At 33.0% G+C, this 12,864-nt stretch carries 12 protein-coding genes and 1 tRNA gene; 9 read left to right on the top strand and 4 right to left on the bottom strand.

Annotated elements, in window-relative coordinates; translation table 11 throughout:
- Nucleotide 1 precedes the first annotated feature (1 nt).
- Together E0H99_RS02410 and E0H99_RS02415 are read left to right on the top strand one after the other, a co-directional pair.
- The gene (locus E0H99_RS02410) at nucleotides 2-670 is read left to right on the top strand and encodes a head GIN domain-containing protein (RefSeq protein WP_131990821.1); all 669 of its coding nucleotides are present in this window, start codon (nucleotides 2-4) and stop codon (nucleotides 668-670) included.
- A gap of 40 nt (nucleotides 671-710) precedes the next feature.
- Nucleotides 711-1,388: a LysE family translocator gene (locus tag E0H99_RS02415; RefSeq protein WP_131990823.1), complete on the top strand. Its 678-nt coding sequence runs from the start codon at nucleotides 711-713 to the stop codon at nucleotides 1,386-1,388.
- Nucleotides 1,389-1,577: 189 nt separating this feature from the next.
- Here the strand turns inward: E0H99_RS02415 and E0H99_RS17130 are convergent.
- A tRNA-Cys gene (locus E0H99_RS17130) sits at nucleotides 1,578-1,648 on the bottom strand.
- Between the two features lie 104 nt (nucleotides 1,649-1,752).
- The gene (gene folB / locus E0H99_RS02420) at nucleotides 1,753-2,112 is read right to left on the bottom strand and encodes a dihydroneopterin aldolase (protein WP_131990825.1); all 360 of its coding nucleotides are present in this window, start codon (nucleotides 2,110-2,112) and stop codon (nucleotides 1,753-1,755) included.
- Nucleotides 2,113-2,233: 121 nt separating this feature from the next.
- Between folB and E0H99_RS02425 the strand changes: the two genes are divergently transcribed.
- The 4 genes from E0H99_RS02425 (at nucleotide 2,234) to E0H99_RS02440 (ending at nucleotide 5,638) form a co-directional block, all read left to right on the top strand.
- Nucleotides 2,234-4,336 (top strand): glutamine--tRNA ligase/YqeY domain fusion protein, encoded by a 2,103-nt coding sequence (locus E0H99_RS02425; protein WP_131990827.1) that lies wholly within the window; start codon nucleotides 2,234-2,236, stop codon nucleotides 4,334-4,336.
- Nucleotides 4,337-4,639: 303 nt separating this feature from the next.
- Nucleotides 4,640-4,969 (top strand): YtxH domain-containing protein, encoded by a 330-nt coding sequence (locus tag E0H99_RS02430; protein WP_131990829.1) that lies wholly within the window; start codon nucleotides 4,640-4,642, stop codon nucleotides 4,967-4,969.
- A 39-nt stretch (nucleotides 4,970-5,008) separates the two neighbouring features.
- A complete protein-coding gene (locus E0H99_RS02435; RefSeq protein ID WP_131990831.1) occupies nucleotides 5,009-5,362 on the top strand; it encodes a competence protein in 354 nt (117 codons plus the stop codon).
- Nucleotides 5,363-5,365: 3 nt separating this feature from the next.
- A complete protein-coding gene (locus E0H99_RS02440) occupies nucleotides 5,366-5,638 on the top strand; it encodes a DUF6327 family protein (protein WP_131990833.1) in 273 nt (90 codons plus the stop codon).
- Nucleotides 5,639-5,665: 27 nt separating this feature from the next.
- Here the strand turns inward: E0H99_RS02440 and E0H99_RS02445 are convergent, their stop codons facing one another.
- Nucleotides 5,666-6,655, bottom strand: coding sequence for an SPFH domain-containing protein (locus E0H99_RS02445; RefSeq protein WP_240723426.1), 990 nt, complete (start codon nucleotides 6,653-6,655; stop codon nucleotides 5,666-5,668).
- A 78-nt stretch (nucleotides 6,656-6,733) separates the two neighbouring features.
- Between E0H99_RS02445 and E0H99_RS02450 the strand changes: the two genes are divergently transcribed.
- Nucleotides 6,734-7,375, top strand: a complete 642-nt coding sequence (locus E0H99_RS02450; protein WP_131990835.1) for an outer membrane beta-barrel protein — start codon at nucleotides 6,734-6,736, stop codon at nucleotides 7,373-7,375.
- A gap of 93 nt (nucleotides 7,376-7,468) precedes the next feature.
- On the opposite strand, the gene gltX is transcribed toward E0H99_RS02450, so the two are convergent.
- Entirely contained in the window at nucleotides 7,469-8,974 is a 1,506-nt protein-coding gene (gltX, locus tag E0H99_RS02455; protein WP_131990837.1) for a glutamate--tRNA ligase, read from the bottom strand.
- A gap of 127 nt (nucleotides 8,975-9,101) precedes the next feature.
- Between gltX and E0H99_RS02460 the strand changes: the two genes are divergently transcribed.
- Nucleotides 9,102-12,431, top strand: coding sequence for a DUF4175 family protein (locus tag E0H99_RS02460; protein ID WP_240723427.1), 3,330 nt, complete (start codon nucleotides 9,102-9,104; stop codon nucleotides 12,429-12,431).
- Nucleotides 12,428-12,847, top strand: a complete 420-nt coding sequence (gene ybeY / locus E0H99_RS02465; protein WP_131990839.1) for an rRNA maturation RNase YbeY — start codon at nucleotides 12,428-12,430, stop codon at nucleotides 12,845-12,847. The genes E0H99_RS02460 and ybeY overlap by 4 nt, the downstream gene beginning before the upstream one ends.
- Nucleotides 12,848-12,864: the final 17 nt, after the last annotated feature.

The following is a 12,864-nucleotide window of genomic DNA, read 5'->3' on the forward strand; positions in this document are numbered from 1 at the left end:
AATGAAAAAATTAGTGATTATTACCTTTGTATTGTTAACTCAAATAACAAATGCTCAGGTATCCAGAAACTTAGGAGATTTTGATGAAGTAAAAGTATTTGATAAAATCAATGTAAAATTAATTTCAGCTTCAGAAAACAAAGTTGTTATAACAGGAGACCGAGCTGATGAAGTAGAAACGGTTAATAAAAATGGAGAATTAAAAGTCAGAATGCCATTTCCACAATTATTATCAGGGAACAACATTATTGTGAAATTATATTTTAAAAATATTGAAAGCATCAGTGCAAGCGAGGGAAGTTATGTTTCAAGTGAAGCTGATTTTAAACAAACAATGTTGGATTTGAATGCAAAATCTGGAGCAGAGATAAAAATTGAAATAGATGTTGACAAAGTTAATGTAAAGGCAAATTCTGGAGGAATAATTGATATTTCAGGTAAAGCCACAAATCAAGATGTTGTTATTACTTCAGGCGGAATTCTAAAAGCAAAGGATTTACATACAACACAAACATCAATAAGCGTTGCTGCAGGAGGAAAATCTGAAATACATGCAACTACATTGGTTGATGCAAAAGTGAAAGCAGGAGGCTCTATTTTTATCTATGGTAAACCAAAACAGATTAATAAGGAAGTTTTCATTGGCGGTACTATTTCAGAAAAAAATTAGTACTTTGGTTTAGATTTTTGGTAATAAATTTAAATTTTTAATGATAAACGATATTTTATCTGGTATTCCTTGGGGAATCTTCTTAAGTTTTATGATTGGTCCTGTTTTTTTTATTTTACTGGAAACAAGTATTATAAAAGGATTTAGAGCTGCTTTAGTATTTGATTTAGGCGTAGTTTTAGGAGATATTGTTTTTATTGGAATTGCTTATTTAGGCAGTTACAGGTTGATTCAAAGTTTAAAAGATCAACCGGCACTTTTTATTTTTGGAGGTGTATTGATGGTAGCTTATGGTATAATTTCCTTTATACAATTAAAAAAAGAAGAAAAAATAAATACGGATATTATTGACAGGGAAATAGTGAAAAAAAACTATTTAAGCCTTTTCATAAAAGGATTTCTGTTAAACATTATCAATATTGGTGTTCTTGGTTTTTGGTTGGCTATTATTATTTCAGTAGGACCAAAACTAGAAATGCAAACCTCTAGAATGATAACTTTTTTTATATCAGTAGTAGCTTCTTATTTATTTATTGATTGTATTAAAATACTATTAGCCAAGCAATTAAAAACAAAACTAACACCTGTAAATATTCTTAAAATTAAGAAAGGAATCAGTATTGTAATGATGGTTTTTGGGATGGTTTTAATCACCCAAGGTTGGTTTCCGGAAGAAAAAGCAATGGTTAAAAAAGCATTTGAGAAAATAGACAAATAATTTATCTTCAAAAATATTTACAAAAAGAGACTATTAGTAGTCTCTTTTTTTATGACTTATTTTAATGTGATTGCTTCGTTCCTCGCAAAGACTTAACACACGTCTTTGCGAGGAACGAAGCAATTACACTCGCTAATTTTCTTAAAAATTAACATAAAAAAAAGAGATACATTTCTGTATCTCTTCTTGAGGCATCGTCCGGATTCGAACCGGAGTAGGAGCTTTTGCAGAGCCCAGCCTAGCCGCTCGGCCACGACGCCATTCTTAAACGGATGGCAAAAGTACTTAAAAAGTTTAAAAGTTAAAAGCTTAAAGTTTAAAAGTTTCAAAAAATATTTTTTTACCCTTTTTAAACATCTCTTATTTAACTTCTATATTCTTCCATTTCTATAGTAACTGCTTCAACATCACCACCAATAGGAGGATTTAGTTTAGAAACTTGTAAAATAATTCGTGAAATTTCAGGAATTTCACGAAAAATTCGGGTTACGATACGATTTGCAACATGCTCTAATAAGTTCGATCGTATGGCCATTTCCTCCTCAACAATGCTATTTAAAAGCACATAATCCACTGTATCTTTCAAATCATCTGATATACTGGATTTTCTTAAATCGGTTTTGATTTCTAAGTTTACTGAATAATCAGACCCAATTTTACCTTCCTCGATTAAACAACCGTGGTAGGAGTAGGTTCTGATATTTTTAAGTTTTATAATTCCCATTTTTATTTTTGTTTAAAGTGTAAGGTTGGTGGCACGGTCTTTTAACTTTTTATAGGTTTCTAGAGAACTTTAAACCTTAAACCTTAAACTTTTTTTATCTTTGCTAAAATAAAACAAAAAAATGTCAACTGAAGAAAAATCACTCCATTTTATAGAACAAATCATTGAAGACAGTTTATCAAACGGTTTTCCCCAAGATAAATTACGTTTCCGTTTTCCACCAGAACCTAATGGGTATTTACACATAGGTCATGCTAAATCGATTTGCTTGAATTTTGGATTAGGATTAAAGTACAATGCGCCAATTAACTTGCGTTTTGACGATACAAATCCAGCCAAAGAAGAGCAGGAATATGTAGATGCTATAAAAGAAGATTTGCAATGGTTGGGCTTCAATTGGGCCGAAGAAAGGTATGCATCGGATTACTTCCAACAATTGTACGATTGGGCTGTAAAAATGATTAAAAACGGTAAAGCTTACGTTGACAGTCAATCTTCCGAAGAAATGGCGGAACAAAAAGGAACGCCTACACAACCAGGAGTTGATGGACCTTATAGAAACCGTTCGGTTGAAGAAAATATTACTTTATTCGAAGGAATGAAAAATGGAGATTTTCAGGAAGGAAGCCATGTTTTGCGTGCCAAAATTGATATGACTTCGACTAATATGTTAATGCGTGATCCATTGATGTATCGTGTTTTACACCGTCATCACCATAGAACCGGAAACGATTGGAAAATCTATCCAATGTATGATTTTGCACATGGCGAAAGTGATTATATAGAACAAATTTCGCATTCTATCTGTACGCTAGAATTTGTGATGCACCGGGAATTGTACAACTGGTTTTTGGACCAAATTTATGATGACTCAAAAGTAAAACCCCATCAATATGAATTTGCGCGTTTGAACTTGAATTACACCGTAATGAGCAAGCGAAAACTGTTGCAATTGGTTCAGGAAAATATTGTAAACGGTTGGGATGATCCAAGAATGCCAACTATTTCAGGATTGAGAAGGAGAGGATATACAGCGAATTCTATTCGTAAATTTTGTGAAATTATTGGTGTTGCCAAAAGAGAAAATATAATTGATTTTTCGCTTTTAGAATTTTGCTTGCGCGAAGATTTGAATAAAACGGCGCCAAGAGTTATGGCGGTTTTAGATCCGATAAAATTAGTAATTACGAATTATCCTGAAGACAAAGAAGAATGGTTGGAAGCTGAAAATAATCAGGAAGATGAAAGTGCCGGATTTAGAAAAGTTCCTTTTTCAAAAGAATTATTTATTGAAAGAGAAGACTTTTTAGAAGATGCTCCGGCGAAGTTTTTCCGATTGAGTTTAGGCAGAGAAGTACGTCTAAAAAATGCCTATATCATTAAAGGAGAAAGTGTTATAAAAGATGCCGCTGGAAATATCACTGAAATTCATGTAACATATGATGAAGACAGCAGAAGCGGAAGTGGGAGTGAAGCGAGTCAACGTAAAGTGGCAGGAACCTTGCATTGGGTTTCTATAAAACATGCTTTAGAAACAGAAGTTCGCCTTTACGATCGCTTGTTTATCGATGAAGCACCGGACAGTCATAAAGAGAAAAACTTCTTGGAATTCATGAATCCTAGTTCGTTACAAATTGTAAAAGGATTTGTAGAACCAAGTTTGGCAACGGTTCAATCCGGAGAGAAATTCCAGTTTCAACGATTGGGTTATTTCAATGTTGATAAAGATACAACCGAAGGTAAAATTGTCTTTAATAAAACCGTTGGATTGAAAGATGCATGGGAAGAAAAAGGTAAAAAAGAAGAAAATTTATTGATGAATACTCAAAAAGAAATCAATAAATATGTAAAAGAAAAGGATGAAAATAATGCTAATTTGATTCTAAACAGTATTGTTGAGAACATTAAAAGTATTGATAATTACAGTTTAATCATTCAGACTATTGTCAAAAATATCAAGAATGATAATAACTCGTTGTTGTTTTCTAATTTGATTTTGCATCATTCAGATAAAGTGCAGGTAAAAGATATCGAAGAAGAAGCTTTGACAAAATTATATACGATGTCATTAAAAAGTCAAATGGCAGCCGTTAGAATTTTAGCCATTGAAAATTTACAAAATGATTTGAATAATTTTAATCTTTTTAAAGTTCAACTTTCAGAATTAAAAACGAACGAGAAAAACGAAAAAGTGTTACAATTATTAAATGACCTTAAAATATAAGGTTTATTTTTTAAATAGATTTTATCAATCAAAAGCTCTCTTTTTAGAGGGCTTTTTTTATTATTGTAATTTCTTATAAAAATACTGTTTTTAATATTTTTTTTCAATTAAAAATGACGTCCATAAATTGATTTTAAGACAATTTTTTGGAATAAACAACACTCAATACAAAATTCAAATAAACGCGCGATAGCTTGCTTTTATTTGCTTTTTGTCTTGTAAAATTGCACTTTAACGAGTTGTTAACGGGTTCTTGTTAATAAATCTGTATCTTTATGAAACAAACTTTTAAAATTAAGAATCATGTCGAATAATTCAGGAAATACATTATTGGCTCTTTTGACTGGAGCAGCTATTGGAGCTGGAATAGGAATTTTGTTTGCACCAGATAAAGGTTCAAAAACAAGAGAGAAATTAAAAGAAGGTTTTGATGATGCTAAATGTGAATTGAAAAATAAATTGGATACTGCATCTTTAGAATTGAAAGATAAATTCACAAGTGCAAAATATGACTTAGAGGGAACATACGAAGAATTAGTTTCAAATATGAGTCACAAGACCGAAGATGTAATTTCTTTTTTGGAAGAAAAATTAGCGGAGTTAAAAAGACAAAACGCAAAGCTTCAAAAATAATCTTGATTTACCCATCTAACAAATCTTAAAACTAAGCGTATGGCTTTTGAAGAATTAAAAGAAAATACAGAGGATATACAAGAACAAATACAAGCTTATATCCAGAGCAATGTATCTTATTATAAATTATGGGGTTTCAAAGTAGCAATGAAATCAACCACAATGATTCTTAAGTTTACCTTGATTTTTTTATGTTTGAGCATGGTTTTATTATTTTGTTCTATTGCTGGAGCTTTAGCAATTGGTAAATATTTAGATAGTTATTGTTTAGGATTTTTGATTATTGGAGGAATATACCTTTTATTATCGGGCCTTTTATTCACAATTAGAGATAAATTTTTTGAAGGATCAGTATTGGAGAAATTTTCTGAAATATTTTTTAACGACGACTAAATTATGGAAACAAAAAAATATTCATCCTATGCTCAAATTGATAGGGAACTTGAGATTTTAAAGATTGAAAAAGAAATCAGTTATCAAAAATTGGTTTTTGGAGTAAAGAAAACCAAAGAAAGCTTTTCGCCTCAGCATATTGTAAGTGATTTAATAGGATCGTATAGTTCTGCTATTCCTTATGGAGCAATCGTTTCTACAGCGGTTCCTTTTATATTGAATAAAGCAGTTCCATTTATTAAAAATTGGATAACAAAAAGAAAAAGAGGCAATTAAGCCTCTTTTTTTATGAATTCAAGTAAATTATTCTTCCGTTTCCGGGGCTTCTGGAGCTTCCGGTTTTTCAGGTGATTCTATATTATTTTCTCTTTTGGAAACTCTTTTTCCATTTCTTTTTTTCATCAATTCGCCTACTTGATTGGAAGCACTGAAGGACGCAATCATATTGTTGAGCATGTCACTTCCGGCTTGTGGAGAATTAGGCAATAAAATCAAATTTGAATTTGCATCAGCACCAATGGCTTGTAACGTATCATAGTGTTGTGTTACTACGATTAAAGCCGAGGCTTCTTGGGAGTTTATCCCAACTCTGTTCAAAACATCCACACTTTCTACTAAACCTTTGGCAATTTCTCTTCTTTGGTTGGCAATACCTAGTCCTTGTAATCGTTTGCTTTCAGCTTCAGCTTCGGCTTTGGCTACAATTCTAATTCTGGAGGCTTCCGCTTCAAATTCAGCTACTGTTTTTTCTCTATCAGCAGCATTAATTCTGTTCATGGCATTTTTTACTTGAATATCCGGATCAATATCCGTTACCAAAGTATTAATAATAGTATACCCATACGTAGTCATAGCCTCATTTAATTCCCCTTTTACCGCAATGGCAATGTCGTCTTTTCTTTCAAAAACATCATCCAGTTTTAATTTTGGAACTTCGGCACGAACCACATCAAACACATAAGAAGTAATTTGATCGTGCGGATATTCCAGTTTATAGAAAGCATCATAAACGGTTTCTTGAATTACCATAAATTGAACTGAAACTTTTAGTTTCACAAAAACGTTGTCTTTGGTTTTTGTTTCAATGATAACATCTAATTGTTGAATTTTAAGATTCACACGTCCTGCAATTCGATCTATTAAAGGAATTTTCAAATGCAAACCGGATTGTCTGATACTTAAAAATTTTCCAAATCGTTCTACAACAACAGCTGTTTGTTGTTTTACCGTAAAAAACGAAGACAGCAAAATGAAAAGTCCAAAGACCAGTAGGATAATTAATGCAATGTTCATAATATTTTTGTTTTTAGTTAAAAATTATCTCACAATTTACAAAAAAACTTTAGGTTTGTCTTTGTAAATTTTAAATATATGAGAAAGATATTGCTTACTTTACTTTTTGTTTTCATTTCCATCACAGCCTTTTCTCAATATGAATATAGGGATTCAAATAGGATAGGAATCAGTTTCGGAATCAATCAATTTACTTTAAACACGAATAACTTTCAAACTAAACCTGAATTGGGTTGGAATGCAGGACTTTCTATGCGAGGAAATTTCTATAATGATTGGGATATGGTATATACTATTCAATTTAGTGAGAATAATTTTTCTGTTGCTACGAACACTTTGACTTTGGCAAAGGAAGATGTGAACTATAAATTGGCGTCAGCTCAAGTATCTTTACAAGTGAGTTACAGACTTATTGAAAATCATTTGAGTTTGGAGTTTGGACCCATTGTTCAAGTAAACGGAAAATTAAATATCGATAATAATGACGCAAACAATGTTATTTCTGGGACAACCTTGTTAGCCAAAGATATTGTAGATATTTCCAAGTTTAATTTTTATCCAACAGTAGGAATCACTTTTGGAGTTCGTCATTTCAGAGCCAATGTTTCCTATCAATATGGAGTTAATAACATGCTTGAAAACTTAAATAACAAGAATTTAGGGGTCAATTTCAAGGGAAATCCTGGAATAGTAAATGGAAATTTGATTATTTATTTGTAACGAATTACATAAGAATGAAAGTAAGAAGGCTCAAAGTTCACTACGTTTATTTAGTGAACTTTGAGGCTTCTTGATGAACTTTGTATTTAAAAACTACAAAGCAGCTATTGCTTTTTGAATTCTTTGAATAGTTTCGTCTTTTCCAATTACTTCAACAATATCAAATAGGTGAGGACCTTTCAGCGCGCCAACCAAACTCAAACGAAAGGGTTGCATTACTTTTCCCATTCCAATTTCATTTTTTGTCATCCAGTCTTTTACAATCGTTTCGATATTCATAGAAGTGAAATCGGTTATTTCTTCCACAACAGAGATTAATTCCTGCATTAATGCCGGTGTTTCTTCCTTCCAGTTTTTGCTGGCTTTTTCATCATACGCTGTTGGAGCCACAAAAAAGAAATCACTCATTTCCCAAAATTCAGAAACAAAATGCGCACGTTCTTTGATTAAAGAAACCACTTTTGTTAGAACATTATCAGCTACAGAAAAACCTTTTTCAGCCAAAATAGGAGCATAGGTTTTCGCCAAAGTTATATCTTCCTGTTTGATTAAATACTGATGATTGAACCATTTGTTTTTTTCCGGATCAAATTTAGCGCCAGCTTTATGAACTCTGTTTAAATCAAATGCTGCAACTAGTTCTTCCAGCGTGAATAATTCTTTATCCGTTCCGTCATTCCAACCTAATAATGCTAAAAAGTTGATTACGGCTTCCGGGAAAAATCCTTTTTCTCTGTAACCTGATGAAACGCTTTCTGCGGTTTTCCAATCCAATGGAAATACAGGAAATCCCATTTTGTCACCGTCACGTTTGGATAATTTTCCGTTTCCAACAGGCTTCATAATCAATGGTAAATGTGCAAATTCCGGTGCTTCCCAACCAAATGCTCTGTACAATAAAACGTGTAAAGGCATCGATGGTAACCATTCTTCACCACGAATTACATGCGACGTCTCCATTAAATGATCATCCACAATATTAGCCAAATGATAGGTTGGCATTCCGTCACTTTTGAACAATACTTTATCGTCTAAAAGATTCGTTTCAAATTTCACATCGCCACGAATAATGTCATGCAAATGCAACGTTTCATTCACCGGAGTTTTAAAACGGATTACATAATGTTCGCCATCAGCAATTCTTTTAGCAGTTTCGCCTGCAGAAATCACTAACGAAGTGTCTAATTTTTCTCGGTTATGGTGATTGTATATAAAGGTTTTTCCTTGTTCTTCTTCTAATTTTCTTGCTGCATCCAAAGCTTCGGCCGTATCAAAAGCATAATAAGCATTCCCGGAATTTATTAATTCAGCAGCATATTGTTGGTACAAATCTTTTCTTTCGCTTTGACGGTATGGACCAAATTTTTCATTTTTGTCAATAGTCTCATCTGGTGCAATTCCTAACCATTCCAGCGCTTCCATGATATATTCTTCGGCACCTGGAACAAAACGGTTTTGATCGGTATCTTCAATTCTCAGGAAGAAAACACCATTGTTTTTTTTGGCAAACAAATAATTGAATAATGCGGTACGAACTCCGCCAATATGTAAAGGTCCAGTTGGACTTGGTGCAAAACGCACCCGAACTTGTTTAGACATTGCTGTAAATTTTTTGCGAAGATACAAATTCGATTACTCAATTGGATTATCTGAAAATGAGATAATGTAAGATTAATGAGTTTGATGATTTTTAACATTTCTTTAGTCATATAAATTATTACTTTTATTGGTTACAAAAAACAAAGCATACATTTTGGAAAATCAGCAATTTATTTATCAAAAATTAGAAGCTTTCATCAGGAAGTTTTATACCAACGAATTGATACGGGGAACTATTTTCTTTATCGGTTTAGGATTGTTGTATTTTCTATTTACGCTTTTTGTCGAATATTTTCTTTGGCTCAAGCCAATAGGAAGAACCATTTTATTTTGGACTTTCGTTGGAGTAGAAGTGTATTTGTTGTTTCGTTTTATTTTGTTTCCAATTTTTAAATTATTCAAACTTCAAAAAGGAATAGATTACAACCAGGCTTCTGCAATTATTGGAAATCATTTTACGGAAGTGAGTGACAAGTTGACTAACTTTTTGCAATTATCAGATTCTGATATTCATCAGAATAAATCGGAATTATTAGTCGCATCAATTGAGCAAAAAGCAAACGCATTACAACCAATCCCTTTTGGGAATGCCATAAATTATAACGGAAACAAAAAGTATTTTCCTTTGGCTTTAATTCCAATATTGTTGTTTGCTTTCTTTTATTTCTCCGGAAACAGCAGCATGATTTCACAAAGTTTGAATAGAGTAGTGCATTTCAATTCGGCTTTTCTACCGCCGGCTCCTTTTAAATTTGTGATTCTAAATCCGAATTTACAAACGGAACAAGGAAAGGATTTTATACTTCGAATTAAAACCGAAGGAAAAATAGTTCCTGAGAATGCAATGATTTTTATTGATGACGAAAGTTATTTTATGGAATCGGCTAAAGCGGGTGAATTTCAATTTAAGATTGGGAAGCCTTCAGAAAACATTTTGTTCCACGTGGAGGGAAATGCTATTTCTTCTCCGGATTATGAATTGAAAGTGATAACCGTTCCTTCGATAGCTAATTTTGAAATGCAGTTGAACTTTCCATCGTATTTGAATAAAAAACCGGAAACAATCAAAGGAACAGGAAATGCGGTTATTCCGGAAGGAACGCGTGTAACTTGGAAAATGAATACGCAAGCGACACAAAATGTAGCGTGGATGGACGGAATTTCAAAAGCTTCTTTTTCGAAAACAGAAAATACCTTTATTTTGTCCAAAAATATACTACAAAATACAGATTATCAAATCCTTACTTCAAATGAGAAGGTAAAAAACTACGAAAAACTCAATTATCAGCTTACTATTGTTAAAGATCAGTTCCCTACGATTAATGTGAACAATGCACCGGACAGTTTGAAGGTGGCTAAGAACTATGTTTTAGGTCAAATCTCTGATGATTATGGTTTGTCTAGGCTTCAGATTGTGTATTACGAAAGAGAGAAACCTAAAACTGCCAAACGTGGAACAATTGCTATTAAGAAAAGTGCTTTTGACCAATTCGTATTTTCGTTTCCAAGTAATCTTCCGGTAGAGCAAGGCGTATCGTATGATTATTATTTTGAAGTTTTTGATAATGATGCGATACATAATTTCAAAAGCACGAAGTCTTCCGTTTTCTCTAATCGGGTGGCTACAGATGAAGAGAAGGAAGATCAAATTTTGCAACAGCAAAATGGCAACATCAACAGTTTAGAGAAGTCTTTAAAAAACCAGGATAAGCAAATCTCTGAAATGGAGAAATTGCAAAAAACCGGAAAAGAGAAAGAAAATCTGGATTTCAAAGACCAGCAAAAAGTAAATGATTTCATCAAACGTCAAATGAAACAGGATGAGATGATGAAAGAATTTACAAAAAAAATGAATGATAATTTGGAGCAATTCAAAACCTACAAAAAGGATGAGTTAAAAGAGGAGCTTCAAAAACGAATGGACAAAGCCGAAAAAGAATTGGAAAAAAACCAGAAGCTTTTAGACGAACTGAAAGAACTGAACGATAAAATTCAGAATGAAGAGTTGTTGTCTAAATTGGATAAATTCAAACAAAACAGTAAAAACCAAACCAAGAATTTAGAACAGTTAGTGGAATTGACCAAGAGGTTTTATATAGAAAAGAAAGCAGAACAATTAGGTGACAAACTAGACAAGCTTTCTGAAAAACAAGATAAATTATCTGATGAAGAAAAGGAAAATAAACTAGACAAACAAGAAGACATCAATGCTGAGTTTGACAAAATCCAAGATGATTTAAATGATTTAAAAAAAGAAAACAAGGAATTGAAATCACCTTTGGACTTGCCTAAAGATGATGCTAAAGAAAAAAGCATTGATGAAGATTTAAAGAAAGCTTCTGAGGAATTGAAGAAAGATAAAAAAGAAAAGGCCAAGCCAAATCAAAAAAGCGCTTCCAAAAAAATGAAAGAGATGGCGCAAAAAATGGCACAAACTTTGGAGGATGGAGATATGGAACAGTTGCAGGAAGACGTTGCAATGTTGCGACAAATTCTTGACAACTTATTAGCGTTTTCTTTATCACAGGAAGACTTGATGAACCAGTTTAAAAAGCACAAATCCGGATCTCCGGCGTTTAATAAAAACATTAAAATTCAACAGGATTTAAAACAACAGTTCAAGCATGTTGACGACAGTTTATTTGCGATGTCATTACGTAATCCAAAAATTGCGGAGGACATCACCAAAGAAATTGGCAATGTAATTTACAACGTCGATAAATCATTGTCCAGTTTAACTGATGCTCAAGTGCCAAAAGGTTTGTCACACCAACAATACACTATCTCAGCAGCTAATAAACTAGCGGATTTTCTAAGCGATATGCTTAACAATATGCAAATGCAAATGTCAGGAATGGGTTCTGGGAAACCGAAGCCGGGTCAAGGTCAAGGAATGCAACTGCCGGATATTATTAAAAAGCAAGAAGGTCTTGGCGAGAAAATGAAGGACGGAATTAAAAAAGGAGAGAAGCCGGGCGATGGTGAAAAAGGTCAAAACGGGAAACAAGGTAAGCCTGGAGAATCGGGTCAAGACGGAGAGGGTGGCGAAGGTGATGCGCAAGCTATAATGGAAATTTATAAAGAGCAAAAGCAATTACGCGAAGCATTGCAAAACGAATTGAATAAACAAGGATTGGGCGGTAATGGACAAAGTGCTTTGGAACAAATGAAGCAAATTGAAAAGCAATTATTGAATAAAGGTTTTAAGAACGAAACGCTTCAAAAGATACTGAATGTGAAACAGGAATTATTGAAATTGAATTCCGCCATTCAACAACAAGGCGAAGAAAACAAGCGTCAGTCTGAAACGAACAAGAAGGAGTTTAATAATCAATCTAATGCGCTGCCAGCTGCTTTATTAGATTATTTAAATAGCATTGAAATATTAAATAGACAATCCTTACCTTTGCGCTCGAATTTTAATCAAAAGGTTCAAGAATATTTTAATAAAAAATGATCAATTTTAATTACGAAACCGACTTTAATTTAGACAACGAAGAAGATATTACGACTTGGTTGGAGAATGTTATTGCTTCGGAAAACAAGAAAGAAGGAGAGATAAATTACATCTTTTGTGATGATGAGTATCTGCACAAAATTAATGTTGAGTATCTGGATCACGATACATTAACGGATATCATCAGCTTTGATTATTCTATGGGTAATGAATTGCATGGGGATATTTTTGTTTCTGTCGAAAGAGTAAAAGACAATGCTGCTGATTTCAAGGTTTCTTTTGAGGAAGAATTAAAGCGCGTTTTAGTACACGGAATTTTGCACTACTGCGGCTATAAAGACAAAGGGGAAGCCGAAGAGCTTTTGATGCGTTCTAAAGAAGACGAAAAGATTGCTATGTTTCACGTGGAACAATAATACGGTTTTTAAATTCC

This window comes from Flavobacterium sp. GT3P67, from assembly GCF_004349155.1.
Lineage (GTDB): Bacteria > Bacteroidota > Bacteroidia > Flavobacteriales > Flavobacteriaceae > Flavobacterium > Flavobacterium ranwuense.

Bases quoted from the DNA above. Each gene is read 5' to 3' on its own strand.
- E0H99_RS02410 (WP_131990821.1), top strand. From the start codon at position 2: ATGAAAAAATTAGTGATTATTACCTTTGTATTGTTAACTCAAATAACA.
- E0H99_RS02415 (WP_131990823.1), top strand. From the start codon at position 711: ATGATAAACGATATTTTATCTGGTATTCCTTGGGGAATCTTCTTAAGT.
- folB (WP_131990825.1), bottom strand. From the start codon at position 2,112: ATGGGAATTATAAAACTTAAAAATATCAGAACCTACTCCTACCACGGT.
- E0H99_RS02425 (WP_131990827.1), top strand. From the start codon at position 2,234: ATGTCAACTGAAGAAAAATCACTCCATTTTATAGAACAAATCATTGAA.
- E0H99_RS02430 (WP_131990829.1), top strand. From the start codon at position 4,640: ATGTCGAATAATTCAGGAAATACATTATTGGCTCTTTTGACTGGAGCA.
- E0H99_RS02435 (WP_131990831.1), top strand. From the start codon at position 5,009: ATGGCTTTTGAAGAATTAAAAGAAAATACAGAGGATATACAAGAACAA.
- E0H99_RS02440 (WP_131990833.1), top strand. From the start codon at position 5,366: ATGGAAACAAAAAAATATTCATCCTATGCTCAAATTGATAGGGAACTT.
- E0H99_RS02445 (WP_240723426.1), bottom strand. From the start codon at position 6,655: ATGAACATTGCATTAATTATCCTACTGGTCTTTGGACTTTTCATTTTG.
- E0H99_RS02450 (WP_131990835.1), top strand. From the start codon at position 6,734: ATGAGAAAGATATTGCTTACTTTACTTTTTGTTTTCATTTCCATCACA.
- gltX (WP_131990837.1), bottom strand. From the start codon at position 8,974: ATGTCTAAACAAGTTCGGGTGCGTTTTGCACCAAGTCCAACTGGACCT.
- ybeY (WP_131990839.1), top strand. From the start codon at position 12,428: ATGATCAATTTTAATTACGAAACCGACTTTAATTTAGACAACGAAGAA.